Source organism: Nonomuraea sp. NPDC003754, from assembly GCF_053605785.1.
The window spans coordinates 184,078-208,572 of sequence record NZ_JBSGJX010000008.1; the positions used below are offsets into that span (position 1 = coordinate 184,078).

The window sequence follows — 24,495 nt, forward strand, 5'->3', positions numbered from 1 at the left end:
TTTCCGCCTGATCAGGCGCCATCTGGGCGGGGTGGCGGAGCGAGTGTGCCGGCCACCCTGTGCCGTGTCCCGGCCGCCACGGGCCGTCGCGGGTCAGACGGTCACCGGCAGCGCGGCCAGGCGCCAGGTGCCGGGGTCGGGCAGGCGCCCGCCGTGCTCGCCGGGGGCCGGCGCCAGCCGGGGGAAGCGGCGCAGCAGCGCGCCGAGCGCGACCTCGGCCTCGACGCGCGCCAGCCCGGCCCCGAGGCAGAAGTGGGGGCCGTGAGCGTAGCCGAGGTGCCCGGGCGCCGCCGGGACGCGGGTGACGTCGAGCGTGTCGGGGTCGGCGAACACGCGCGGGTCCCGGTTGGCGGATGTTCTGAACATTCAGATGATGATGCCATTCGGATGGCGGCACTATCGTGGATCTCCCAGGACGGCAACCGCCGACGAGGAGGACGATGGGCCGGCTCAGCAGGGCAGAGACGCAGGAACGCAACCGCGCCAAGGTGCTGGCCGCGGCCAGGGAGGAGTTCGCCGAGCGCGGCTTCCGCGACGCCAAGGTCGACGGCATCGCCGAGCGGGCCGAGCTGACCCGCGGCGCGGTCTACTCCAACTTCCCCGGCAAGCGCGCGCTCTACTTCGCGGTCATGGCCGAGCTGGCCGAGCGGCCACCGGACCCGCCGTACCAGGAGCCCGGCCGTACGGCAGGCGAGGCGCTGCGCGCCTTCGCGCGCGCCTGGCTCGCCCGGCTGCCCCTGGCCACCGACGACCCGCGCGGCCAGGCCAGGCTCGGCATGGACGTGCTGCCGGAGGTGCTCGCCGACGAGCGGACCAGGACCGCGTTCGCGCAGCTGATGCGGCTCGACGCGATCCTGCTCGGGCTCGCGCTCGAACGGCTGAACCTGGGGGAGGGCCGGCGCCGGGTGCGCGCGGCCGAGGCCGTCCTGACCACCCTCCACGGCGCGAGCCAGCTGGCCGCCGCCGCGCCCGGCTTCGTGGAGCCCTTCAACGTCGTCACCGCCTGCGAGCGGCTGGCCGGCCTCGACCTCGACGACCGATGGCCGCCACCGCACCTGGCCTGGGCTCCCGAGGCGCGACCGGCCGACGAGCCGTGGGCGCCTCCGCCGGCGCTCGACGCCGTGACGGGCCGGCCCGTACCGCTGGCCGACGACGGCGTGGTGGCGGTGCTCGGCCTGCACCGGCTCGAGGCCGCCGAGGAGGCGGTGCGCGCGGCGCCGCCGGGCACGCGGGTCACCGCCGTGGTGGTGACCGGCGATCCGGCGGAGCTCCTGCCCCTGGCGAGGCTGGCCGTGGCCGAGGTGACCGGCTGCCTGCGCCAGGCGTTTCCCGCCGCGGCCCAGCCGCCGCTGGGCGTCGTCTGCGACGAGTCGGGCGCGCCGGCCGCGGCGGCCGGTGTGCAGGGGGCCGGCGACGGGACCGAGGTGGCCGTCCGCGTGGAGGCGGGACGCGTGGTCGCGCGCGCGGAGGGCAGGGGCGCCTGCCATGCCGTCGCCTCCACGGTCCCGTCGCGGACCACGCTGTTGTGACCAGTTTGCTAATGTGGTCATGAGTCACTGGTCATAAAGGAGGGCTCATGACCGCACCACCGGGCGCCGCCGAACGGCGGGCGCGCGCCGACCGCATCCTCGACGCCGCCAAGGACCTGCTCCTGCGCTGGGGATACCGCCGGGTGACGATCGACGAGATCGCCAAACGCGCCGGAGTCGGCAAGGGCACGGTCTACCTGCACTGGCGCTCCCGCGAGCAGGTGTTCCTGGCCGTCGGGGCGCGCGAGGCGGTGGCGATGATCACCGAAGTGGTGGCCGCGATGCGCGCCGACGCCGCCGAGATCGCGCTGCACCGGTACATGCGCAGGTTCTTCGTGACGGCGATGGAGCGGCCGGTGCTGCGGGCCATCTTCACCAGGGACGCCGACACCATGGGCGCCTTCCTCGACAGCCCCGCGCGCGGGCCGCTGGAGGGTGCCAAGCTGCTGGCCTCGCGCGACTACCTCGGCGTGCTGGCCGAGCACGGGCTGCTGCGCGAGGGCGTGCGCCAGGAGGACCTGGACTACGCGCTGCCCACGATCGCCTACGGATTCTTCGCGATTGAGCCGCTGCTGCCGCCGCAGCTCACGCTCGGGCTGCAGGACAAGGCCGACCAGCTGGCCGTCACCCTGCACAGGACGTTCGGCCCGGAGCGGACGCCCACCGGAGCCGACTGCGCGCCGGCCGCGGACAAGGTGATCGGGATCTTCGAGCGGCTCGGCCGCGACTTCGAGCAAGCGGCGTACGGAGGCGACGCATGACCGTGCTGGGCCTGCACCACGTCGGCCACATCGTCAGGGACATGCGGCAGGCGGTCGAGCGGTACGGCACGCTCGGCTTCACCCTCCCGCCGGCGGCCTACCCCGTCCTGCCCCCTGCGCCCGGCGCGCCCGCCGAGCCGTTCGGCGTGGCCAACACCCACGCCTACTTCCCCGGCGACTTCGTCGAGCTGGTGACGCTGGCGGGCAGCGCGGCCACGGGCGCGATGCCGGACGACGCCCGGCCGATCCCGCTGCGCGTTCCCGACGACCGGCTGCCCGGGATCGTGGCGGCGATCCGCAACACCACCGCGAACCTCACCGCCTGCCTCGACCGGTTCGAGGGCGTGCACATCCTCATGTTCGACACCGACGACGTCGGGCGTGAGGCCGTGCGGCTGGAGGAGCAGGGCGTGGAGCACGGCGGCGTGCACGCCGTACAGCGCCCGGTCGAGACCGAGCACGGCACCAGGATGGAGCCGGTGCGCTTCCTGGAGCTCGACGGAGCCACGCCGGGGCTGGTGGCCGAGGGCAGGGTGGGGCTGGCCGAGAACGGCGGCTCCGACCACGGACCGCACCCGAACGGCGCGGTGGGCCTGGTCGAGTGCGTGCTGTGCGTGGCCGACGCCGAGCTGCCGCAGGCCGAGGAACGGTACGCGCGTTACCTCGGGCTCACCGCGCGCGGCGAGGGCGGGGCCAGGGTGTTCGGCCTGCGCGACGCCGACATCACGCTGGTGGGCGCGTCGGCTCTGGGACAGCTGCTGCCGGGGGAGCGGCCTGCCGCCCTGCCGGGGTTCGCGGCGTACACGGTGGCCACCCGCGACCTCGGCGCGACCGAGCGGCTGCTGCACGGCAGGGGAGTGCCGCTCGGCAGGACGGCCAGGGGCGAGATCTTCGTCCCGGCCGCCGCCGCGCTCGGCGTCGCCGTCGTCTTCCGCCAGGCGAGCTGACCTTCCACTCACCCGGGCCGGGCTTCGAGGAGACTGAGCGCAGAAAACAGCGGCAGGAAGTTGATCTTCCGCCCGCTTCCGACGAACCCGGTCCGGAATGACGGACCCGGCCTATACGGTCCCGGCATGAACTCCACTTCCGCGAACATGTCGGGCCCGTGGCTGGACCAGCTGACCGGCGCCTTTGAGATCCTGCTCGGCCGTCCGCTGGCGAGTTTCGACGCCGACGCCGTCTATGCGACGTTCTTCGGCGGCAACCTCATCAACGAGCTCGGCTTCGCGCGGGACGCCGTCTGGGTGAACCCGGCTGCCCTGCGCGGCGTCGAGCCGGTCGTCTGGGACTGCCCGATCTTCGACCTGGACGAGCCGCTGCTGGAGTTCGACGCGAGCCGGTCGGTCTTCGAGTTCGACAAGGCCGGGCTGCCGCCGGAGTTCGAGGCGGATCTCGCGGCGGCGTGCTTCGCGGGCCGGCTCGTCCTGGGCGGCGACCTGGCTCCCCTGCTGGCGCGGTACGACCTCGCCGCGTCCGATCTGCGCGACACCTGGACCGTCTGCTACCCGCGGCTGGTCTCGGACGGCACGCTCTTCGACGCGATGCGGGTCGCCACGGCGCTCGGCACGGGCCCCGAAAGCCTCCTCCCTCTCGAGGCGGAGGCGGCCGAGGAGTGGCAGGAGGCGCTGGCCGCCCTCACGCCGCCCGAGCTGTTCGCCCACCTGAGTTTCTTCTGCACCGACGGCGAGGAGGGGCTGATGTACCTGCGGACCGAGCGGCCGGGCGGCGACCTGCTCGCCGACGAGGGCTGCACGCTGATCGCCAACTGGGAGGAGGGTCAGAGCCAGGTCGAGTTCGCGGTCGTCCAGGTCGGCGAGCTCCTGGCAGGGCCGCGCCCGTTCTGAAGCACGGTGCCGTACTCCCTCCGGCGGCGAGACGGCGTGCGCTCCCGTCCACCAACTCAAGACGATCTACCGGTTCGGTCTAACGAGAGGCCCAGGAAAGCGGCAGTATGGGACAAAACTCCCCAAGGTAGGGATACGCCAATGATTGAGATCGACGTTCCGATCTGGGCCGCCCGCCTGCGCGTTCTGCGCGAGGGGCAGCTCTGGAACCGCCGGGAACTCAGCCGGCGGCTTGCCGACGTGGCGGACGAGGAATCACGCGACCGGCTGCCCGCGCCGGAGGCGCTCACCGAGGAACTCCGGCGCTGGGAGGCAGGAGAGCGACGGCCCGACGAGCGGTACGCGGAACTGCTCTGCCGCGCGTTCGACGTGGACGAGGCCACGCTGTTCGTCGGGGACGCGGCCGGCACCACGCTGTGGCACTACCTCACGGGCATCCCCCTGCTGCCGGGCATGTTCGCGGCGGAGGAGGAAGAGCGCGCCGGCCGGGCGATCGAGACGCCCGATCGGGCCGACGAGGAAACCGTCCGGTACTTCAAGGCGCTGGTGGGCGCCTACACCCGCGCCGACCGCCGCCCCGCAGCCCTGGGCAACGCCCTGCGGAGCGTCTTCACCGGCATCGAGGGGTTCCGCCGCGACGCCGGCTCATCGGCGAGACGCGCGTTCTTGCTGCTCGCCGCCGAGAACGCGGAGCTGATCAGCCGCATGGACCACGAGGCCGGCGATCCGGACGGGGCGCTGGTGTGGTCGGACGAGGCCATCAGCGACGCCCACGAGGCGGCCGACGTGCTGCTGGAGGCCTACACCCTCGCCCAGCGGGGCGGCCTCTCCGACACCACCGATCATCCCGACCAGCTGGTCGCCATCGCCGTCGCCGCCCGCGAACGCGCCGCGCTCCCTCCGCGGGTGGACGCGCTGGCGCGGCACCACGAGGCGCAGGGGCACGCGCTGGCCGGGGACCTGGACATGTGCCGGCGCCGGCTGGAGGAGTCGGCCGAGTCGCTGGCGGTGCCGGGCGACGACACGCCGTACGTGATCGACTGCTCCCAAGAGGCGCACAACACGTTGTGCGCCGGCTGCCTCGTCGATCTCGGCCAGGCCACCGGCGCGATCGAGATCCTGGAGAAGGAACCGCCGCGGACGGTGTCGACCTTCGCCACCGCCTTCGCCCTGGCTCGCATGGCCCACGCGTACGCCGAGGCCCACGAGCGGGAGCGGTCGGCCGAACTGGCCGGTCGGGCCCGCGCCCTGGCCAGGCAGACCGGCGCCCAGCGGGCCATGCGCGAGCTCGCCAAGGTCCACATCCCGCCCCAGCGGGCCGGTCACCGGCGCATCCTGGTGTGAGCGGTACCGGGGCGCCCGTCCTCTGGGCGCCCCGGCACCGCCGCTAGCCTTCCCCGCGGACGCCCCGGGCGAGCTCGGCGGTGAGGGCACGGAGGGCCGCGAGCCCGGCATCCTGGTCGGGGGCCTCGAGAAGGGCCTCGACCAGCGCGGAGCCGACGATCACGCCGTCGGCGAAGCCGGCGATCTCGGCAGCCTGCTCGGGCGTGGACACACCGATGTCGTCGACCGGCTGCTCCGTCGTACGGGCCGTAGCGAGCCGAAGGCGCCGGGTGCGAGAGACTGGTGGGGTGACCATCGAGAACGGCCGCCCCGCTCCGCCCCCCACCAGCAGTCCCTCCATCGTGCTGCTGACGCTGGCACGGCAGATCGAGACCGAGCTCAACGCCGTCCTGGCCCCGCTCGACCTCACCGTCAGCAGGCTCGGGCTGCTGGCTCACATCGCCATGATGCCCGGCGTGTCGTTCAGCGACCTGGCGCGGATGTCCGGGACGACGGTGCAGAGCGTCCACGCCGCCGTGAAGGTGCTGGCGGGTGCCGGGCTGGTGCGCGACAACACCGCCCGCGCCGGGTCCGCGTCGGCCATCGAGGTCACGCCGGACGGCTCACGCCTGCTCCAGACGGCCCAGGAGGCGGTGGCCCAGGTCGACGACCGGCTGTTCGGCCCGGGCGGGGACCCGATCCGCCGTCAGGTCGGCGATGCCGTCCGCGCGGCCTTCCAGGGCGGCGAGCCGCGTCCCGCAGGAGGAACCGGCCGCCAGAGCGCCTGAGGAAATGTCGGCGCTCCCGTCTAGGCTCTCGACCCATGATGGCTGACCGCAAGCACGGCGTCCCGGCACCGCCGACCGACTCCACCGTCCGCTCCGCCGACTGGGACAGCCGCGACCTGTCGGGCGAGCAGCACCGGCGGGTCGCCTTCGTCGACGTCGACCTGACCGAAGCCGTCAGCAGGGGAGCCGAGTTCGTCGAGTGCACCTTCCGCGGCTGCCGCTTCAACGCCTCCACCCACGAGGAGACCGGCTTCATCAACTGCACCTTCACCCGGTCGTCGTTCTTCGACGCGACGTTCACCAGGTGCAAGTTCGTGGGCAGCATGTTCGACGGCTGCACCCACGACCTGATGAAGGCCGACGGAGGCGACTGGTCGTTCGTCGGGATGCCGGGCGCCGACCTGCGCAAGGCGTCCTTCACCGGGGTGCGGATGCGTGAGGCCGACCTGACCGGTGCCCGCTTCGCGGGGGCCACGGTGCGCGGCGTCGACCTGTCGGGCGCCTGGCTGAGCAAGGCCGACTTCACCCGCTGCGACCTGCGGGGCAGTGACCTGTCCTCGCTCGACCCCTTCGGCGCCGAGATCGCTGGGGCGGTCATCGACCCGGTCCAGGCCGTCACGCTCGCCACCAACCTGGGGCTGACCGTCCGCGACCAGGGCTGAGCGGGAAAACCGCTTGCCTCAGGAGGCGGGCGGGTCGGTAGGGTCGGGGCCATGAAGTGACGACACCGGCACCCCCTGCGCACGACGCCGTCCGAGCCGTTGCTCCGGCGTCCGTCCCGGGTGCCCTCGACCGCTGTCATCCACTTCACCCGATCGGACGCTCATGACCGACGACATGTTCCTCACCCTGGTCGCCGACCGCCTCGCTGCCCTGCCCGCCGTACGTGCCGTCTCCCTCGGCGGCTCGCGCGCTCAGGGCACCCACACCCCGGACAGCGACTGGGACCTGGCCGTCTACTACCGGGGCGGTTTCGACCCGGCCGATCTGCGCGCGGTCGGCTGGCCCGGCGAGGTCTCCGAGATCGGCGGCTGGGGCGGCGGCGTCTTCAACGGGGGAGCCTGGTTCACGATCGACGGCCGCCGGGTCGACGTCCACTACCGCGACCTCGACGTCGTCGAGCACGAGCTCGCCGAGGCCCGGCAGGGCCGCTTCCGCTGGGAGCCGCTGATGTTCCATCTCGCGGGCATCCCCAGCTATCTGGTGATCGCCGAACTCGCCCTCAACGACGTCCTGCGCGGCACGCTGCCCCGCCCCGGCTATCCGGAGGCCCTGCGTGAGACGGCCCCGCGGGTGTGGCGCGACCGGGCGGACCTGACTGTCCAGTACGCCGCGGCCGCGTACGTCCCGCGCGGCCAGTCCACCGAGGTCGCGGGGGCGCTGGCCACCGCCGCCATGCAGACGGCGCATGCGGTGCTGGCGGCGCGCGGCGAGTGGGTCACCAACGAGAAGCGGCTCCTGCAGCGGGCCGGGCTGCGCGGCGTCGACGCGATCGTGGCAGGACTGCGGCCGGAGCCCGACGCCCTCGGGCAGGCGGTCGCGGCGGCGCGGAAGCTGTTCGCCGCCGCCGTCCAGCGGTGAGCCCGGGGTTCGATCCGGCCAGGACACGGACACCGGACACCGTGCGAGGTCAGTCGGCGGCCTGGGTGGCGGCCAGCGCGGCGGCGGGGTCGGGTTCTGGCGGGCCGGCGGGGAACCAGTCGCCGTCCGCGTCGACGAACGGGTACCAGCGGCCGTCCCTGCCGTAGCGGACCTGAGCGCCGCCGAGGGTCCACCGGTTGCGGACCGCCGCGAAGCCGGGCAGGTCACGTCGCGCGCGGGCGACGGCCTGCCGGGGCGGTGTCCACGTCGTGGCGAGCGTGTCGAGGGCGGCGGCGCCGCCGTACCGCCATGACCGGACGGCGGCCGGGCTGCCGATGTCGAGGTCGTGGGTGGCGGCCAGCCGTACCCGGTCCTGGAACTCGGTGAGCACCGCGGCGGCCCCCGACACCAGCAGCTCGCGGGCGCGCAGCGCCGCGTCGGCGGCCAGCACCCGCAGCGCAGCGGGGTCGACGCCCGGCGCGGGCTCCACCTCCAGGGGCTCCGGGGCGGGCAGCGCGTCGAGCGGCTCGGCGGTCGCGAAGGACGGCAGCGGCGGGATGCCGTGCGCGTAGGCCTCGGCGACGGGGGTGCCGGTCGGCGCGGTGGCCCGCTGGAGCGAGGCGATCAGGTCGTCCTTGTCGAGGCCGCGCATCAGCATCAGCAGGAACGGGTCGCGGTCGAGCAGCCACGAGGCCTGGTAGCACAGCGCGGCGGCGTGCTTGCACGGGTGCCCCCAGTCAGGGCAGTCGCACTCGGGCTCGAGGTCGCCGACTCCAGGAAGGAGCTCCACCAGGTCGTACGGCAGGTCGCCGTCGAGCAGCGCGGCCAGATGGCCCGCCTTGGCGGCGATCTGCTCGACGAATCCCGCCGCCACGGGTGCCACGTGCACGACCGCGGCGTACTCGCCTTCGGCCATCGCGGCGAGCCGACCGGAGCTGACGGTGATGGGGCCGAGCTGGCCGGTCTTGGCGTAGGCGCGGCCCTTGGCGAGCAGGGTGTGGTCGAGCGAGGTGTCCTCCAGCGCCTTGAGCCAGGCCCTGCCCCACCACGAGGTGGCGAAGCGGGCGCCGGCGTGCTGCGGGGCGAAGGCGGGGAATCCCTTGGCGGCGGTCATCGCAGCTCCACGAGGTTGAGCAGGTCCGCGTCGGTCAGTTCGGTGAAGTCGTTGGACAGCACGGCCTCGGCCAGCGACCGCTTGGTCTCCAGCATGGTCGCGATCCGGTCCTCGACGGTGCCCTCGGCGATGAGCCGGTGCACCTGGACGGGCCTGGTCTGGCCGATGCGGTAGGCCCGGTCGGTGGCCTGGTCCTCGACGGCGGGGTTCCACCAGCGGTCGAAGTGGATGACGTGGTCGGCGCGGGTGAGGTTGAGCCCGGTGCCCGCGGCCTTGAGCGAGAGCAGGAAGACGGGGGCCTCGCCGTCCTGGAAGCGCCTGACCATCTCCTCCCGCCGGGCCACGGAGGTGCCGCCGTGAAGCAGCTGGGTGGCGATGCCCCTTGCGGCGAGGAAGCGCTCCAGGAGCCGGGCCATGGTGACGTACTGGGTGAAGACCAGCACCGCGCCGTCCTCGGCGAGGATGGTCTCCAGCAGCTCTTCGAGGAGCTCGAGCTTGCCCGAGCGGCCGTCCAGCACGGGGTCCTTCTCGTGCAGGAACTGGGCGGGATGGTTGCAGATCTGTTTGAGGCTCGTCAGCAGCTTGACGATGAGGCCGCGCCTGCCCATGCCGTCGGCCGCCGCGATGGAGGCCATCAGCTCGCGCACCGTCGCCTCGTAGAGCCCGGCCTGCTCCCTGGTGAGCGAGACGGGACGGTCGGTCTCGGTCTTGGGCGGCAGCTCGGGCGCGATGCCGGGATCGGACTTGCGGCGGCGCAGCAGGAAGGGCGCGACCAGGCGGCCGAGCCGTTCGGGCCGCGGCTCCCAGCGCGTACGGAAGCGCGCGAGCGGGCCGAGCAGCCCCGGCGTGGTCCAGTCGAGGATCGCCCACAGCTCCGACAGCGTGTTCTCCACCGGCGTGCCGGTCAGCGCGACGCGCGCGGCCGAGGGGATCTCGCGCAGCGCCTTGGCGGTGCCCGATCGGTGGTTCTTGACGTGCTGGGCCTCGTCGGCCACGACCAGGTCCCAGGTGTGCTCGGCGAGCACGGCGGCGTCGACGCGCATGGTGCCGTAGGTGGTGAGCACGAACCCGGTGTCGGCCAGCGTGCGCTGGGCGCCGTGGTAGCGGCGGACCGGAACGCCGGGGGCGAACCTGGCGATCTCCCGCTCCCAGTTGCCCAGCAGCGAGGCGGGGCAGACGACCAGCGTCGGCCCGCTGTTCCTGTGCAGGTGGAGCGCGATCAGCGTGATCGTCTTGCCCAGGCCCATGTCGTCGGCCAGGCAGCCGCCGAGACCCAGGGAGGTCATCTGGGCCAGCCACCGCAGGCCCGCCAGCTGGTAGTCGCGCAGCGTCGCGGCCAGCCCTTCGGGCGGGTCGACGGGATCGGCGACCAGCCTGCCGCGCAGCTCCTCCAGCACCGGACCGGGGGAGACCGCCACCTCCTCGTCCTCCACCAGCGCCGTGCCGGTGAGGGCGGCACCGAGGGCCTCGATGCCGGTGAGCGGTTTCATCTCCCGGTTCCTGGCCTTGCGGGCCAGCTCGGGGTCGATGAGCACCCACTGGTCGCGCAGCCGTACGACGGGGCGGTGGGCCTCGGCCAGCCGGTCCATCTCGGCTTCGGTCAGCTCGTCGTCGCCCAGCCGCAGCCGCCAGTCGAAGCGGAACAGCCCGCTGGACTCGCCGCCGACGACCGCTCTCGCGCTGACGCCGCGCACCAGGTCGCGTGGCCAGTGCACGTCGATGCCGGTGGCCGCGCCGGACAGCAGGCCAGACACCTCCTCGTCGGACAGCTCGAGCTCGTCGGGAACCTCGGCGTCGAGCAGCCGCTCCAGCGGCGGCCACCGCCGGGCCGCCCTGCGCAGCTCGACCACCGCGTCGACCTTGGCGCGGGGGCCGAGCCCCTGGTCGCGGCCCGCCCAGAGCTCGGCGGCGTCCACGACCAGCGCGGGGTCGGCGATGCCGTGCAGCTGTACGACCGCGCGGAAGGCGGCGTGGTCGGCGCCGGCGGTCTCCACCCGCAGCGACAGCCGTACGCCGGGGTCGGCCGCCCATGCCCTCAGCTGTGGCGTCTTGACCGGCTTGGCGGCCGAGTAGGCGGGCACGCCCACCGCGCGCACGGCGCCTGGGGAGCGGGGCATGCCGTCGGCGACGGCGTCGAGGAAGGCGCGGACCAGGCCCTCGGCGTCGGGCAGCAGGCCCGGGGCCGACGGCAGGGGGACGGCCCGCGCCGTGGCGGGCATCGCGTCGGCCAGCTCCCTGACCTTGGCCAGGTCGGCGGCGTCCAGGGGGCCGGCCCGCCACGCGGCGTGGTCGCCCGCGCTCACGCCGGGCCTGATGCGACCCTTGGCGACGATCTGGAGCGCCAGTAGCGCCACGGCACCCCAGAACCGGGTGGCGGGGTCGGCACTCTGGTCGGTGCGGGCCCTGCTGAGCAGCGCGACCGCCTCGGTGACGGGAACGCGGGTGACCGGAGTTTCACGAGGCCCTTCCGGCTCCGCGATCGTGACTCTCTCGTCGCCCGCCGGGTCGAGGAAGGCCACGGTTGCCGCCCTGGGCGGGTCGCCCGGTTCGAAGACGGCCGCGTGCCGAAGGAGTTCCCGCATAGCCGTACAGCGTACCGTACGGCGTAGCTGTGGTTTACCACACCCGCATTTCGGAAGTTGCCCTCATTCTGGGCATATTCGATCACTCATAGGCTCTGAGGCATGACTGCTGAGAACGGAATCGCCGGTTGGGCGACGGGCCTCATGGAGACCCTTGGCGCGCCCGGCGCGGGCATCGCCATCGCGCTGGAGAACCTCTTCCCCCCGCTGCCGAGCGAGGTGATCCTCCCGCTGGCCGGGTTCACCGCGGCACAGGGCGGCATGGGCCTGATCGAGGCGCTGGTGTGGACGACGGCAGGCTCGGTCGTCGGCGCGCTCGCGCTCTACCTGGTCGGCGCGCTGCTCGGCAGGGACAGGGTGGTCGCGATCGCCCAACGGCTGCCGCTGGTGAAGGTCTCCGACATCGAGAAGACCGAGGAATGGTTCGCCAAGCACGGCGTGAAAACGGTGTTCTTCGGGCGGATGATCCCCATCTTCCGCAGCATGATCTCCATCCCGGCCGGGGTCGAGCGCATGCCGCTGGGCGTCTTCCTGGCGTTCACCACGCTCGGCAGCGCGATCTGGAACACGATCTTCGTGCTGGCGGGCTACGTCCTCGGGGAGAACTGGTCGCTCGTCGAGGGCTACGTCGGCATCGGCACCAACCTGGTCATCGGCGCGGTGGTGCTCGCCGTGCTCGTCTTCGTCGGCGTACGGCTGGCCGAGCGGCGCAAGGGCCGGCATGCGAGTCGTCGCTAAGGTCACACTGGGAGCGCTGAGCGCCGTCGCCGAGCTGATCGCGCTCCCCGTGCTCGCCCACCCCCGCATGGGCGCCGCGCTCGCCCGGGTCGCGGCGACGGAGGCGCGCAGGCTGGACGTGCGGGTGGGCGACTTCTCGCGCGGTCAGGCCCTGCGTTTCCTGGCCCTGCGGCTGCCCCTCGGAATCCTCGGCGGCATCGTCGTCGCCCTGCTCGTCATCGGCCTCGACGTGGGAATCCAGGTGCTGTGGGCCTGGGGCCACGGCGAGGCGTTCGACGGCATGCGCATGACCCCCGGCCTGCTGGCCTACTTCCTGGTCGCGGGACTGGTGCTGCTCTTCCTCGACCTGTCGGGCCTCGTGGGCGTGCAGGCCGTCGAACGGCGGCTCGCCCTGCGCACCCTCGGCCCGCACTCCACCGAGGCGCTCGAACGCAGGATCGCCGAGCTGGCCGAGACCCGCGCCGGCGTCCTGACCGCCGTGGACGCCGAGCGCCGCCGCATCGAGCGGGACCTGCACGACGGTCTGCAGCAGCGGCTCGTCGCGCTGGCCATGGTGATCGGCAGGGCCCGCCGCGGACGCCCTGAACTGCTGGCGCAGGCGCACGAGGAGGCCCAGCAGGCCCTCGCGGAGCTGCGCGAGGTGGCCTGGCGGGTCTACCCGAGCGGTCTCGACGCCCTCGGCCTGGGCGAGGCGCTGGCCGCCGTCGCCGACCGCTCGGCCGTACCGGTGAAGGTGACCTGCGAGCTCGACCGGCGGCCACCGCGCGCGGTGGAGACGGCCGCCTACTTCGTGGTGTGCGAGGCGGTCACCAACGCGGCCAAGCACGCCGAGGCGGACCTGATCACCGTCGACGTGCGCGCCGATGGGACAATCATCGCCGTGAACATCGAGGACGACGGCAAGGGCGGCGCCGACCCGGCGGGCGGCGGCCTGTCCGGCCTGGCGCGCAGGGTCGCCGCGCTCGACGGCTCCTTCGCCGTCTCCAGCCCCGCCGGCGGGCCCACCGTGATCCGGGCGGAGCTGCCATGCGGGTGATGCTCGCCGACGACTCCACGCTGCTGCGCGAGGGCCTGGCCAGGCTGCTGGCCGAGGAGGGACACGACGTCGTCGCCGCGGTCGGCGACGGCGCCGCCCTCGTCACGGCGGTCGAGGCCGACCGGCCCGACATCGTGGTGGTGGACGTGCGTATGCCGCCCACCCACACCGACGAGGGGCTGCGCGCCGCACTGGAGATCAGGCACCGCTGGCCGGAGGTCAAGGTGCTGGTGCTGTCGCAGTACGTGGAGAAGAAGTACGCCACCGAGCTGATGACCGGCGACGTGTCCGGCGTCGGCTACCTGCTGAAGGACAGGGTGGCTCAGGTCGCCGACTTCCTCGACGCCCTCGAGCGCGTCGGCGCCGGAGGCGCGGCCTTCGACCCCGAGGTGGTACGGCAGCTGCTGGCCCGCACGACCCAGACCGACCCGCTGACCAGGCTGACCCCGCGCGAGCGCGAGGTGCTCGAGCACATGGCGCAGGGCTACACCAACGCCTCCATCGCCGAGGCGCTGTACGTGTCGCAGAGCGCGGTCGAGAAACATGTCAACGCGGTCTTCGACAAGCTCGGCCTGTCCCACACCACCGGCTACAGCCGCCGCGTCCTGGCGGTGCTGCGCTTCCTGTCCTGAGGGCAGACAAGGTCAAGGTCTGCACGTCCGCCACCACGGCCGGTTCGCCTCCATCGAAGGCGAACCGGCCGACGGAGACCGGCTGCCCTCCTGCAGGAGTGCCGTCCTTGGCTCCGGCGATTCAGCCTCACCCGTGGCGAGGGCGCGGGCCGGTTCGTTCGCCCCGCGCGACTGTCAGGCTCTCGCCGCGAGTTCATCACGGCTTGGGTCGGTATTGCTTGGGCAGCTTGAAGCCGCGCTCGGCCATGATCTGCCGCAGCCGGTCCGGGTAGTCGGTGATGATCCCGTCGACCCCGTCGTCGACGAGCTTGTTCAAGGTGGGCTCGTCGTCGACGGTCCATGGAATCACCTTGATGCCCAGACCGTGCGCCTGATCCACCATCTCCCTGGTGACGTACGGCTGGTAGCCCGGGTCCGTCACCTTTCCGTTCTGCGGGAACCCGTGCACCGGCGAAAAGGCGTCAGCGCCGAACGACTTGATCGCCTTGAGCGGGTCCCCGCCGAAATCGTCGATGTCGATGCCACCAAGCCAGGGTGAGGCCCCCGGCTTCCCGGTCTGCAGGAAGTCGCGGTTGGTCAGGGCTACGATCGGCAGCCGCGGCTCGACCTCGCGCACCCGCATCAACGCGCCCCAGTCGAAACTCTGGATGGTGACCTGCCGCATGAGCCCGGCCCGCCGGATCTCCGCCAGCGTCACCTGCACGAACTGCTCCCTCGGCGCCGTCTCATGCGGCGCGCCGGCCTCGACCTTGGTCTCGACATTGAGCATGACGCGACGCGCGCGATAGCGCTCCACCAGCTCGAACACCTCGCGCAGGGTCGCCATCCTGGCACCGGGAACCGGCCGCTGGCCTGGGAACTCCGGCAGCGTCATGGAGCCGCAGTCCATCGTCCTGACCTGCTCGAGGGTCAGCGTGTTGATGTACTTGCCGACGTAGGGGAACTCGGGATCGCCCGGCACGACAGGCGCGGTATCCCTGCACTTCCTGTTGCTGATCCTCCGGTCGTGAGTGACGACCGCCTGGCCGTCCTCGGTGATCTGCACGTCGAGCTCCAACGTGCTGACACCCAGCTCGAGCGCGTTGGCGAACGCGGGCAGAGTGGCCTCCACCACCAGCCCCAGCCCGCCTCGGTGAGCCTGCAAGTCGAAGGGGCGCCTGTCCGCGTCGGCCGCCCCGGGCAACGCCGCGAGCGCGGCACCGAAGATCGTGGCAACCGTGACCACGCGCGATCTGCTCATGGGCCACGAGTATCGACGATCACCGAGGCGGCCGGCCGTACGGGAGGTGATCGTGAGACGAAGGTTCGGTGAGGAGCCGTGCCGCTCAAAACCGGCTCATCGTGACTTTCGGCGTTCGCATGAGCGCCTGCCGGAGCCGCGGTCGTCGCTGGTACCGGCCAGCGGATCGCCATTGCGACCGCCGCCCGTTGCCGGCGAGCCCCGCAGTACTCAGGTGACGATCTCCAGGTCCTGGTGTGGGTGCGTCGCGAAGCCGGTGCCAGGGGGAAGCGTCTCGTCGTTGTGCGCGAGCAGGAACCCGAACCCGACGTCCGCCGGGTCGTCGTGCGGCCCGAACGAGAACGAGCGCCGAGACTCCAGCCAGTCATCCGCGGTCGCGAACCGGTCGCCCGCCCCCCCCCCGCGGCCTGCTGCGCGCCGCCCACCAGGCCGGGAGCGCTGTCGGTGAAGTCTTGGGAAAGGTGAGACGCTTGGTCTCGTTCCTGGAGCGGGCGACGAAGGACGCGTGGATGTCAGTCACGCCCGGTGAGCGGTGTCATGGGCGGGGAGACCCGCTGAGTGAGCGAGGAAGGCGGCAGATGCCACGCGCGGGAGTCACCGCGGAGCGCCTGACCCGGGCGGCGGCGGACCTGGCCGACGAGATCGGCTTCCAGAACGTGACCGTCTCGGCGCTCGCCCGCGGGTTCGGCGTCCAGCCCGCAGCGCTGTACACGCACATCAAGGACGCGCAGGACCTGCGGGTACGGGTGGCCGAGCTGGCCCTGACGGAGCTCGCCGACAGGGTCGGCGCCGCGCTGGCCGGCCGCGCGGGCAAGGACGCGCTGGTGGCCTTCGCCAACGCCTACCGGGACTACGCGAAGGAACATCCGGGAAGGTACGCCGCAGGCCAGATCGAGCTCGACCCGGAGACCTCGGCCACCCGCGCGGCAGCCCGGCACGCGCAGATGACGCGGGCGATGCTGCGCGGTTACGACCTGTCGGACCCCGACCAGACGGACGCGGTACGGATGCTGCACAGCACGCTCCACGGATACGTGTCCCTGGAGACCTCGGGCCGGTTCGACCGCCACCCGCGCGCGGTGGACACCTCGTGGTCCAGAACCCTGGACGCCCTCGACGTCGCCCTCAGACACTGGCCTTCGGCCTGACACCCCACCGCCCCCTTGCCCCTTCCACGGCACCGGTGCACGGTCGGCAGGCGCGCTGGACAGGCGCAGGCGCTCGCTCCGGCGGTGACGAACGTGACCGGGGCCGGCGTCGAGGCCCTTGCGCTCACCGCTGGTCGCTCGCCTCCGTTCGCACGATCCGGAGATCCCGACAAGGCGCCAGGAAGCTCTCGACGTACCACCCCAGATCGACGAACTCGGGCACGCGCGCGAAGGTGCGGTACTCCAGCAGGGGAATCAGCGAGACCGACGCCCTGTCCTCGTGGAACATCACGTTCGCGAAGAAGCCGCCGTCGGGCAGCCTGGCGGTCACGCCTACCGTTTCTCCGGCCTCGTAGGAGGCCCGCATCTCGCGTCTCGCCTCGGCCAGGCCTTCCAGCGGCAGATCCTTCCAGTCGAAGCCGACCATGTACCAGACGGAGTCTTCGTCACGGAGGAACTCCCAGCCCGCCCGGGCGAGCCGGTCGAGGATTTCCTCGAAGTCCACGTCGCGCTCGAACTGCAGGCTGATGATGACGTCGCGGCTCATGTTTCCTCGGCCAGTTCGTGGACCGCCCATCACGATCACCGAGAGTCTTGCCGGTGGCCTGCGTCTCCCGCAACCGCCGGGCGAGGCCACACCCGGCCGGCGGTTGAGGCCACGCCCGGCACGACCCCCGGGTCCATTCTTCGACGCCGACCACATTCCCGGCCCAGACCCCGGCCGCTCCCGGTTCGCTGTCCGCGTGCCAAGGCCCGATGACGCCTCTCGGTTGCGTCGCGCGAACACCTCGGACCCGGCGGCTCACGCCACGTCCAGTCCGACCCCAGGTGGCCGGCCTGCGTCACCGAGCGCACCGCTCAAGATGTTCAGTCGAACGCAGGGCTTCGGAGGCGTCAACACTGAGGGGACCCGCTCACACAGTTGCCTGCCTTTCGCCGTGTCCTGGCCGGCCCCCCGATCGAAGCGCGGGTGTCACCGTCGGCCGGTCGCGGCTGATGGAATGTCGGTGGCTCGCCCTAGGGTGGGTGCCGTGATCAGCCAGCGGGCGCTCAACCGCGCCACCCTTGCCAGGCAGCTGCTCCTGCGCCGGCATGCGATGAACCCCATGGAGGTCATCGAGCACCTGGTCGGACTGCAGGCCCAGGCGCCCCTCCCGCCCTACTTCGGGCTCTGGTCGCGCATGGCGAGCTTCCAGCCGCAGGAGCTGTCGGAGCTGCTGGTCAGCCGGCAGGTCGTGCGCATCACGCTCATGCGCGGCACCGTCCACCTGGTCAGCGCCCGCGACTGCCTGGCCATCAGGCCGCTCATCCAGCCCATGCTCACCCGTGCCCTGGCGGCCAGGCGGGTCGACGGCGTCGACCGCGACGCCGTCGTGGCGGCCGGCCGGGCGCTGCTGACCGAGCGGCCGCTGTCGGTGAAGGCCATGACCCCGTTGCTGGCCGAGCGCTTCCCCGACGCCGCGCCCGGCGACCTGCCGGTGATCCTTCGGTCTCTGCTGCCCATGGTCCAGGTGCCGCCGCGCGGGGTGTGGGGCAGGGCGGGCGATGCCGTCCTGACCCCGGTGGAGGCATGGCTGGGCCGTGACCTCGACCCCGAGCCCGCGCTCGACCAGCTGTTACGGCGCTACCTGGCCGCGTTCGGCCCGGCCACGGTGGCCGACATGCAGGCCTGGTCGGGGCTCACCGGGTTGCGCGCGGCCGCCGCCCGGCTCGACCTGGTCGATCTGGGCGGCGGCGTGCTGGACCTGCCCGACGCGCCGCGCCCCGAGGAGGACACCCCGGCCCCCGTGCGCCTGGTCGCCCCCTTCGACAACCTCGTGCTCGGCCACGCCGACCGCACCAGGGTCATCTCCGACGAGCACCGCAAGCGCGTCATCACGATCAACGGCCAGGTCCACGGCACCGTCCTGGTCGACGGCTACGTCCACGGCATCTGGAAGCGTGACAAGGCCGCGGTCACCGTCTCGCCGTTCGGGCCGCTGACCGCTGCCCAGCGCGAGGAGATCGAGGCCGAGGCCGTCGCGCTCCTCGCCTTCGCCGAGCCGGGCAAGCCGCCCGCCGTCAGCTTCGACTGAGCTTCGACTGAGCGGCTGCCCACCGGTGATCTCGAGTCAGCGGTCGCTGGCGAAACCGGCTGCCCCGCGGGTCCCGCACGCCGGCCACTGGTCGTCAGAGGGCGCCGAAGAACGCCTTGATGTCGGCGGCCGGCAGGTCGGGCTGCTCCAACGCGGCGAAGTGGCCGTCCCTCACGATCCACGCCAGCTGGCCCAGCGGCGCGTCGTGCAGGCCGTACGCGAGGGTCGGCGGTCTGGTGGCCTGGATCCGCAGGTAGCCCGCGCCGCACTCGAACACGTCGTACTCGGCCAGGCGCTGCCGGTCCGCCTGATCGGGACGCTCGGCGTGGAGTCCGAGGTGCCCGAGCCGCCGGAGCTGCCCGCCGCGCTGGCCGAGCTGGCCGGCTGCTGCGCGGCGCACCCTCCGAGCGTCCCGCCGCCCCCAGGCCGCGCGGGCGTCCCGCCAGGCGTCGCGTCGCCCGTAGTGTAGGGATCATGTCGACCCGCATGACCGTCGCCGTGCCGACGACGGTGCCCGCCGAGCGCCTGTTCCACGTGCTCACCGACTGGCCGCGGCACCGGGAGTGGATGGTCCTCACCACCGCCCGCGCCGTCTCGGGTGACGGCCATGGCGTGGGCGCTGAGCTGGCCGCCTTCACCGGGCTCTGGCGGGTGGGCTTCCTCGACACGATGGTCGTCACCCGGTGGGAGCCGCCCACGACGGTCGCGGTCAGGCACACGGGCCGGCTGGTACGCGGCACGGGCGTCTTCAGGATCGTCGGCGGCCGGCTCGTCTGGGCCGAGGAGCTGTCGCTTCCGCTCGGTACGCTGGTGCGCCCGGTGGCCAGGGCGTTCATGCGGTGGTCGCTGCTGCGTCTGGTCCGGCTGGCCCAGCGATCACGCCCTGTGACCGGCTCTCCCGGGCGGAACGGCACGACCTAGCCGCCGGCCGCCGCACCAAGACCCGCGTTTGACCGCGCACCTCCCGCCGGGACCGAGGGCCGAGCCCCGGCGAATCGCACGTCCAGCAGACCCGTCCCGGCGAACCGGTGCGTCCGGGAAGAGGCGGCGGCCCCGCCGGACGGCCTCGCCCTACCCGCGAACCGTCTCGCGTGCCAGGCCCCGCTCCAGCAGTTCGCGCAGGACGGCGGGCGGCTGGACGCCGGAGAAGCGCGGCGCGCCGTCGATCACCAGGGTGGGGACCCCCGTGACGCCCAGCTCGGCGGCGCGGCGCTCGTCGGCCCTGACCTCTGCGGCGTAGGCGTCGCCGGCGAGCATCTCCCGCACCTCGTCCGCGTCCAGCCCGGTCTCCACGCCCAGGTGTTCCAGCACCGTGTGGTCGGCCACGTTGCGTCCTTCGGTGTGGTAGGCGCGGAACAGCCGCTCCATCGCCTGGTCGGCCAGGCCGTGGCGAGCGGCCAGGTGGCTGAGCCGGTGGGCGTCGAAGGTGTTGACCGGGCGGGCGGCGTGCAGGTCGAGGTCCAGCCCTTCCGCGGCGCCGACGGCCCTGATCCTGGCGGCTCTGGCGGGAGCCTGCTCGCCCCACCACTCGACCAGCGCCTCGGCGGCCGACTGGCCGGGCGTCCGGCTCGCGTCGGGCGCCAGCTCGAAGCTCCGCCAGACGATCTCCAGCCGGTCGCGTTCGGCCATGTCCGCCAGCGCCGCCGCGACGCGTCTCCTGCCGATGTAGCACCAGGGGCACAGCACGTCGACGTAGATCTCGACTCGCATGACCATCCTTTCGTCAGCACCGGGATGACTCCACGGGATGGATGCGATCCTGCAACCTCAACCGCGCTTGAGATCAAGTGCCGTCAGCGCACCGCCACCTTGGCACGGCTGACGGCGGTGGCGAAGGCGGTGATGACCGGGTGCGGCCGGGAGCCGTCGCCGTGCAGCTCGGGCTGGAAGAGGGTGGCCAGAAAGAACGGGTGGCCGGGGATCTCGGCCACCCTGATCGCGCCGTCGTCGGCCCGTCCGGTGAACCTCAGCCCGCCGTCGACGAGGCGCTGCTCGTAGTCGGCGTTCAGCCCGTAGGAGCAGTTGTAGCGCTCGACGGTGGTGGACGAGCCCATGATCTGCTCGACGAGGGAGCCGGGGGCCAGCCGTACCAGGCCTTCGTGGCCGGCCAGGGAGCATTCCAGCGGCAGCAGCAGGAAGTCGCGGGCGGCAGGGTCGTTCTCGGCGTGGGCCACGTCAAGGCCGAGAACGCCTCTGGCGTACTCCAGCATGGCGTGCTGGAAGCCGCCGCAGGTGCCGAGGAAGGGGATGCCGTGCACGCGCGCGGTGCGCGCGGCGTTGAGCGCGCCTTCCTCGCTGCGGTACGGGCTGCCGGGTGGAACCCAGATGCCGTCGAAGCCCTCCAGGTCGGTGGCGTCGGGCGTGGGAATCCAGTACGCGTCGAGCGCCAGCCCCTCCCGCTCGCGCAGCGACTGGAGGATCTGAGGGATGCGGGCGTGCGAGCGGACGCTGGGTGACCGGTCTCCGACCAGGGCGATTCTCATGCCCCCCATCCTGGCGAGCGAGGGTGGTTAAGCGCCAACGATGATTCCTGGTGGGCCCATAAGCATTCCTGATGTGTGCGCGTATGTGATCGTGACAGGCCTTGCTCGATCGATTCCGTGCATGGTACGAATGGCCCAATATCGGCCCGGCCCGTAATGGCGGGCCTCGCTGTGCTCGGTTCCAGAGAGGAACACGACATGCGCCCCGCCTTGGTCGACCTCCACGATCACCGAGCCGGTCCCGGTCGCCCAGAGCCTCGACGGCCTGGCCACCGACGACCCCGGCACCCCCTCTTACAAGATCGTCGGAAGGCCGCACCGCCATGCCTGCTGAGCACCACACGAGAGGCACATCGATGAGAAGGACACGGTTCGCCGCCGCGCTGGCGACGGCCCTGGTCGTCGCCCTGTCGGGCGTGCCCGCCCCGGCCGCCGCCGCGCCGGTGGTCGAGGACCTGGGCCCCGCGTCGGAGGTCACCTCCATCAGCGCGGCCGAGTTCGTCGGGGACCGGCTCTACCTGGGCACCGGCGGCATCGCGCCGACACGGATCGGCGCCTACGACCCCGCCCGGCGCACGGTGAGCTCGGTGACCGAGCTGCCGACGGGTGAGGGTACCTGGGCCGCGGCGGCCGTCGGCACCGACCTGTACGTCGGCACCTACACCCCCGGCGACATCCACAAGGTCGACACGCGCACCGGCACGGCCACGAAGGTCGCCGACGTCAAGCCTGACCCCTTCATCTGGTGCCTGGACGCCGCCCCCGACGGCAAGATCTACGCGGGCACCTACCCGCGCGGGCGGGTGGTCGAATACGACCCGGCCACCGGCCAGACCCGTGACTTCGGCCAGGTCGTGCCCGGCGAGCAGTACGTGCGCAGCATCGCCGTCGACGAGACCACCATCTACGCGGGCGTGGGCGCGAAGGCGCATCTCGTCGCCATCGACCGGGCCACCGGCGCCAAGCGCGAGATCCTGCCGGCCGAGCTGGCCGACCGCACCTTCGTCGCCACGCTGGCGCTGGAGGGCGGCCTGCTGGCCGCCGGGCTGTCGGCGACGGGCGACCTCATGCTGATGGAGACCGCCGACCCGTCCCGCCACACGCTGGTGGACGCCCCTGGCGACTCCTACGTCACCGCCATCGGCATCGACGCGCCCAACAACGACGTCTACTTCGGCACCAGGCCGTCGGGGACGCTCTACCGCTACGACCGTGACACCGCGAAGCTCGACAGGCTGGCGGTGCCGTACGACGGGGCGGCGTTCAACCGCGTCTTCGTCGGTGGCGGCAAGGTGACGGGCGTGCTCACCAGCTCGGTCGTCGAGTACGACCTGGCCACGGGCGAGCTGACCGGGGTCGACCTCACGCAGGCCGGCATGCCGCCGGCGCCGGAGCTGCCGATGGCCGTCACCGCCACCCGTGACCAGGTGCTGGTCAGCGGCAAGGCGGGCATCCAGGTGCACGACCTGGCCGGTGGCGCGAGCACGCGCACCTTCCTGCCGGGCGAGGCCAAGGCGATGACGGTCGTCGGCAAGCAGGTCTACCTGTCGGTCTACACGCTGGCCTACCTGTTCGGGATGCGGCCCGACGGCACCGAGCTCAGGCGCCTGACCCGGGTGGGCGAGGAGCAGAACCGCCCGCTGGACGCCCACTACGACCCGCTCTCCGGGCGGCTGCTGGTCGGCACCCAGCCGGAGTACGGCCTGCACGGCGGCGCCCTGGCCCTCTACGACCCGCGCCGCGACACGATCGAGACCTTCAGGAACGTCGTCAGGAACCAGTCCGTCCGCTCGGTCACCAGCATGCTCGGCACCGCCTACGTCGCCAGTGAGATCGCCGGCGGCCTCGGCACCACCCCGGTGGAGAAGGAGGCCCAGCTGGCCGCCTTCGACCTGCGGACCAAGCGGGTCCGCTGGTCGCTGGTGCCGGTACAGGGCGCCACGTCGATCTCCGACCTCGTCGCCCACCGCGGCAAGCTGTACGGCGTCGCCGACACCGGCGTGCTGTTCGAGTTCGACCCGTGGCGCAGGGAGGTGACACGCACCGTCCAGGTGCCGCTGAGCGCGGCGCGCAGCGGCACGCTCGTGGAGACGCACGGCCGCCTCTACGGCACCGACGGCAGGACGATCTACCGGCTGGACCCGTCGGCCATGACGATCTCCACCGTGGTCGACGGGCTGGACGCGCAGGCCTACGGCACCCAGCCGCTGCTGGCCGCCGCGCCCGACGGCCGTGCCCTGTACGCGCTGCGCGCGAGGAACCTGGTGCGCGTCACACTCTAGGGATGGACCCGCACCTGCTCAGGACTCTGGTCGCCGTCGCCCGCAGGGGGTCGTTCTCGGCGGCGGCCGAGGAGCTCGGCTACACCCAGTCGGCGGTCTCCCAGCAGATCGCCACGCTGGAGGCCGATCTCGGCATGCCGTTGCTGCACCGCCGTCCGGTCGCGCCGACCGAGGCGGGCGCCCGGCTGCTGGAGCACGCGGGCCCGCTGCTGCTGCGCGTGGAGGCGGCGCGCGCGGACGTGCGCCGCGCGGCGGCCGGGCCCGCCCGCCGGCTGGCGGTGTCCGCCTCGCCGCTGGCCGTCACTGCCTCGATCGCCGTACGGCTGGCGCGTGCCCGCGCCGCCCACCCCCGCCTCGACCTCACGCTGGCCACCGTCGACCGCGACACCGTGGCGGCCGACGTCGCCGCCGGGCGCGCCGATCTGGGAATGACGGACGGCATCGCCGCGCCCAGCGACCCGCTGCGCCTGCCGGACGTCGGCCCGCTGACCGCGGTGGGCGTCGCGGAGGAGGACCTGGTCGTCGCCCTCCCGTCGGACCATCCGCTCGCCGGCCGACCGGGCCTGCGGCTGGCGGACCTGGTCGACGCGGTGTGGCTGCAGACCACGCTGTGCCCCCTCGAGCGGCTGCGCGACCTGCTGGGCGACGGCTTCCGCCCAGGCCTGGCCTACACCGGCGACGACGTGCACACCGTGCGCAACCTGGTCGAGGCGGGACACGGCCTGACCTTGCTGCCCGCCTCGGCCGGCCGGGGTGTCCCCGTGCTCGCGCCCCGCCTCACCCACCGGGTCGAGCTGCTGCACGGCGCGCTGCCCCCGGGCCCGGCCGCCGACGTCGCGAACGCTCTCCGCTGAGCGTCAGCGGCGCCGGGCGGCCGCGCCGGTCCGCTCCCGCATCGGACGGCGGCGCAGCGCCTCCAGCGCCTCGTCGACCAGGCGGGTGAGCGGGTAGGGGAGTTCGGCCTCGAGTTCGGCCACGGCGGCGTCGGTCGCCAGCCTTTCCTCATCCATCGCGGGCAGCAGCGCCTCGGCCTTCGGGGTGAGGTGGACGATCCGCTGGCGGGCGTCGGCGCCGGGGGAGAGGCCGACCAGTTCCTCCCTGGCCAGCTGGGCGACGGTCTGGCTGGCGGCCGAGTGGGTGACGCCGATGGCGCGGGCCAGGTCGCGGATGGAGCTCGGACCCTCGAGGGCGAGTTGCCGGAGGACCGGCGCGTAGCGGGGGCGGAAGCCGTCCAGGCCGAGCTGGGGGTAGAGCGCCGTCACGCCGTCGTCGAGCAGGTCGAGCAGCAGGCGCAGGCGCGTGCCGAGCACCTCGCGTGGTTCCATGGCCCTAATATAAC

General features: G+C 72.9%; 27 protein-coding genes. 16 read left to right on the top strand and 11 right to left on the bottom strand.

What is annotated here, in order from left to right; all coding sequences use genetic code 11:
- Positions 1 to 93: 93 nt before the first annotated feature.
- Positions 94 to 366, bottom strand: coding sequence for a cytochrome P450 (locus ACWEVS_RS13225; protein WP_452415416.1), 273 nt, complete (start codon positions 364 to 366; stop codon positions 94 to 96).
- 74 nt (positions 367 to 440) lie between these two features.
- Here ACWEVS_RS13225 and ACWEVS_RS13230 point away from each other — a divergent pair, with 74 nt between their 5' ends.
- The 5 genes from ACWEVS_RS13230 to ACWEVS_RS13250 all read left to right on the top strand — a co-directional run bounded on the left by ACWEVS_RS13230 (position 441) and on the right by ACWEVS_RS13250 (position 5,478).
- Positions 441 to 1,529: a TetR/AcrR family transcriptional regulator gene (locus ACWEVS_RS13230; RefSeq protein ID WP_452551571.1), complete on the top strand. Its 1,089-nt coding sequence runs from the start codon at positions 441 to 443 to the stop codon at positions 1,527 to 1,529.
- 47 nt (positions 1,530 to 1,576) lie between these two features.
- Positions 1,577 to 2,290, top strand: coding sequence for a TetR/AcrR family transcriptional regulator (locus tag ACWEVS_RS13235; RefSeq protein ID WP_452415413.1), 714 nt, complete (start codon positions 1,577 to 1,579; stop codon positions 2,288 to 2,290).
- Positions 2,287 to 3,237: a VOC family protein gene (locus ACWEVS_RS13240; RefSeq protein ID WP_452551572.1), complete on the top strand. Its 951-nt coding sequence runs from the start codon at positions 2,287 to 2,289 to the stop codon at positions 3,235 to 3,237. The genes ACWEVS_RS13235 and ACWEVS_RS13240 overlap by 4 nt, the downstream gene beginning before the upstream one ends.
- A gap of 126 nt (positions 3,238 to 3,363) precedes the next feature.
- Positions 3,364 to 4,134, top strand: a complete 771-nt coding sequence (locus tag ACWEVS_RS13245) for a hypothetical protein (RefSeq protein ID WP_452551574.1) — start codon at positions 3,364 to 3,366, stop codon at positions 4,132 to 4,134.
- A gap of 141 nt (positions 4,135 to 4,275) precedes the next feature.
- The gene (locus tag ACWEVS_RS13250; RefSeq protein WP_449922828.1) at positions 4,276 to 5,478 is read left to right on the top strand and encodes a hypothetical protein; all 1,203 of its coding nucleotides are present in this window, start codon (positions 4,276 to 4,278) and stop codon (positions 5,476 to 5,478) included.
- A gap of 43 nt (positions 5,479 to 5,521) precedes the next feature.
- On the opposite strand, the gene ACWEVS_RS13255 is transcribed toward ACWEVS_RS13250, so the two are convergent.
- Complete coding sequence (locus ACWEVS_RS13255) at positions 5,522 to 5,689, bottom strand: hypothetical protein (RefSeq protein ID WP_452551577.1); 168 nt, start codon at positions 5,687 to 5,689, stop codon at positions 5,522 to 5,524.
- A gap of 76 nt (positions 5,690 to 5,765) precedes the next feature.
- Here ACWEVS_RS13255 and ACWEVS_RS13260 point away from each other — a divergent pair, with 76 nt between their 5' ends.
- The 3 genes from ACWEVS_RS13260 to ACWEVS_RS13270 all read left to right on the top strand — a co-directional run bounded on the left by ACWEVS_RS13260 (position 5,766) and on the right by ACWEVS_RS13270 (position 7,826).
- Positions 5,766 to 6,245, top strand: coding sequence for a MarR family winged helix-turn-helix transcriptional regulator (locus ACWEVS_RS13260; protein ID WP_354918764.1), 480 nt, complete (start codon positions 5,766 to 5,768; stop codon positions 6,243 to 6,245).
- A gap of 35 nt (positions 6,246 to 6,280) precedes the next feature.
- Positions 6,281 to 6,907 (top strand): pentapeptide repeat-containing protein, encoded by a 627-nt coding sequence (locus tag ACWEVS_RS13265; protein ID WP_452551579.1) that lies wholly within the window; start codon positions 6,281 to 6,283, stop codon positions 6,905 to 6,907.
- A gap of 163 nt (positions 6,908 to 7,070) precedes the next feature.
- The gene (locus ACWEVS_RS13270) at positions 7,071 to 7,826 is read left to right on the top strand and encodes a nucleotidyltransferase domain-containing protein (protein WP_452551581.1); all 756 of its coding nucleotides are present in this window, start codon (positions 7,071 to 7,073) and stop codon (positions 7,824 to 7,826) included.
- A gap of 49 nt (positions 7,827 to 7,875) precedes the next feature.
- Here ACWEVS_RS13270 and ACWEVS_RS13275 read toward each other — a convergent pair whose 3' ends face one another.
- Entirely contained in the window at positions 7,876 to 8,940 is a 1,065-nt protein-coding gene (locus ACWEVS_RS13275; protein WP_452551582.1) for an SWIM zinc finger family protein, read from the bottom strand.
- A complete protein-coding gene (locus tag ACWEVS_RS13280) occupies positions 8,937 to 11,522 on the bottom strand; it encodes a DEAD/DEAH box helicase (protein WP_452551584.1) in 2,586 nt (861 codons plus the stop codon). The genes ACWEVS_RS13275 and ACWEVS_RS13280 overlap by 4 nt, the downstream gene beginning before the upstream one ends.
- A gap of 102 nt (positions 11,523 to 11,624) precedes the next feature.
- Here ACWEVS_RS13280 and ACWEVS_RS13285 point away from each other — a divergent pair, with 102 nt between their 5' ends.
- From ACWEVS_RS13285 to ACWEVS_RS13295, 3 genes are read left to right on the top strand one after another with little or no spacing between them, the layout of a single operon-like run.
- Positions 11,625 to 12,260 (top strand): DedA family protein, encoded by a 636-nt coding sequence (locus ACWEVS_RS13285; protein WP_354918749.1) that lies wholly within the window; start codon positions 11,625 to 11,627, stop codon positions 12,258 to 12,260.
- Positions 12,244 to 13,296 carry a sensor histidine kinase gene (locus ACWEVS_RS13290; protein ID WP_354918746.1) on the top strand — a complete coding sequence of 351 codons (1,053 nt, stop codon included), beginning with the start codon at positions 12,244 to 12,246 and terminating at the stop codon, positions 13,294 to 13,296. The genes ACWEVS_RS13285 and ACWEVS_RS13290 overlap by 17 nt, the downstream gene beginning before the upstream one ends.
- A complete protein-coding gene (locus ACWEVS_RS13295) occupies positions 13,287 to 13,928 on the top strand; it encodes a response regulator transcription factor (protein WP_354918743.1) in 642 nt (213 codons plus the stop codon). The genes ACWEVS_RS13290 and ACWEVS_RS13295 overlap by 10 nt, the downstream gene beginning before the upstream one ends.
- A 196-nt stretch (positions 13,929 to 14,124) precedes the next feature.
- Here ACWEVS_RS13295 and ACWEVS_RS13300 read toward each other — a convergent pair whose 3' ends face one another.
- Together ACWEVS_RS13300 and ACWEVS_RS13305 are read right to left on the bottom strand one after the other, a co-directional pair.
- Positions 14,125 to 15,168 carry a glycerophosphodiester phosphodiesterase gene (locus ACWEVS_RS13300; protein ID WP_452551586.1) on the bottom strand — a complete coding sequence of 348 codons (1,044 nt, stop codon included), beginning with the start codon at positions 15,166 to 15,168 and terminating at the stop codon, positions 14,125 to 14,127.
- 210 nt (positions 15,169 to 15,378) lie between these two features.
- Entirely contained in the window at positions 15,379 to 15,684 is a 306-nt protein-coding gene (locus ACWEVS_RS13305) for a pirin family protein (protein WP_452551674.1), read from the bottom strand.
- 62 nt (positions 15,685 to 15,746) lie between these two features.
- On the opposite strand from ACWEVS_RS13305, the gene ACWEVS_RS13310 reads away from it, so the two are divergent.
- The gene (locus tag ACWEVS_RS13310) at positions 15,747 to 16,316 is read left to right on the top strand and encodes a TetR/AcrR family transcriptional regulator (protein ID WP_452551587.1); all 570 of its coding nucleotides are present in this window, start codon (positions 15,747 to 15,749) and stop codon (positions 16,314 to 16,316) included.
- Positions 16,317 to 16,440: 124 nt separating this feature from the next.
- Here ACWEVS_RS13310 and ACWEVS_RS13315 read toward each other — a convergent pair whose 3' ends face one another.
- Positions 16,441 to 16,863, bottom strand: coding sequence for a hypothetical protein (locus tag ACWEVS_RS13315; RefSeq protein ID WP_449922175.1), 423 nt, complete (start codon positions 16,861 to 16,863; stop codon positions 16,441 to 16,443).
- Positions 16,864 to 17,347: 484 nt separating this feature from the next.
- Between ACWEVS_RS13315 and ACWEVS_RS13320 the strand changes: the two genes are divergently transcribed.
- Positions 17,348 to 18,391, top strand: coding sequence for a winged helix DNA-binding domain-containing protein (locus ACWEVS_RS13320; RefSeq protein WP_452415398.1), 1,044 nt, complete (start codon positions 17,348 to 17,350; stop codon positions 18,389 to 18,391).
- Between the two features lie 94 nt (positions 18,392 to 18,485).
- On the opposite strand, the gene ACWEVS_RS13325 is transcribed toward ACWEVS_RS13320, so the two are convergent.
- Entirely contained in the window at positions 18,486 to 18,791 is a 306-nt protein-coding gene (locus ACWEVS_RS13325) for a hypothetical protein (RefSeq protein ID WP_452551588.1), read from the bottom strand.
- A gap of 74 nt (positions 18,792 to 18,865) precedes the next feature.
- Here ACWEVS_RS13325 and ACWEVS_RS13330 point away from each other — a divergent pair, with 74 nt between their 5' ends.
- Entirely contained in the window at positions 18,866 to 19,312 is a 447-nt protein-coding gene (locus ACWEVS_RS13330; protein ID WP_452551590.1) for an SRPBCC family protein, read from the top strand.
- A gap of 150 nt (positions 19,313 to 19,462) precedes the next feature.
- Here the strand turns inward: ACWEVS_RS13330 and ACWEVS_RS13335 are convergent, their stop codons facing one another.
- Both ACWEVS_RS13335 and ACWEVS_RS13340 read right to left on the bottom strand, forming a co-directional pair.
- A complete protein-coding gene (locus ACWEVS_RS13335; protein WP_449922180.1) occupies positions 19,463 to 20,101 on the bottom strand; it encodes a DsbA family oxidoreductase in 639 nt (212 codons plus the stop codon).
- Between the two features lie 83 nt (positions 20,102 to 20,184).
- Positions 20,185 to 20,874 (bottom strand): CTP synthase C-terminal region-related (seleno)protein, encoded by a 690-nt coding sequence (locus ACWEVS_RS13340; RefSeq protein WP_449922182.1) that lies wholly within the window; start codon positions 20,872 to 20,874, stop codon positions 20,185 to 20,187.
- A 356-nt stretch (positions 20,875 to 21,230) separates the two neighbouring features.
- Here ACWEVS_RS13340 and ACWEVS_RS13345 point away from each other — a divergent pair, with 356 nt between their 5' ends.
- Together ACWEVS_RS13345 and ACWEVS_RS13350 are read left to right on the top strand one after the other, a co-directional pair.
- The gene (locus ACWEVS_RS13345) at positions 21,231 to 23,156 is read left to right on the top strand and encodes a PQQ-binding-like beta-propeller repeat protein (RefSeq protein WP_452551592.1); all 1,926 of its coding nucleotides are present in this window, start codon (positions 21,231 to 21,233) and stop codon (positions 23,154 to 23,156) included.
- A 2-nt stretch (positions 23,157 to 23,158) separates the two neighbouring features.
- Positions 23,159 to 24,010 carry a LysR family transcriptional regulator gene (locus ACWEVS_RS13350; RefSeq protein WP_452551594.1) on the top strand — a complete coding sequence of 284 codons (852 nt, stop codon included), beginning with the start codon at positions 23,159 to 23,161 and terminating at the stop codon, positions 24,008 to 24,010.
- Between the two features lie 3 nt (positions 24,011 to 24,013).
- Here ACWEVS_RS13350 and ACWEVS_RS13355 read toward each other — a convergent pair whose 3' ends face one another.
- A complete protein-coding gene (locus ACWEVS_RS13355; protein WP_449922186.1) occupies positions 24,014 to 24,481 on the bottom strand; it encodes a MarR family transcriptional regulator in 468 nt (155 codons plus the stop codon).
- Between the last annotated feature and the right edge of the window lie 14 nt (positions 24,482 to 24,495).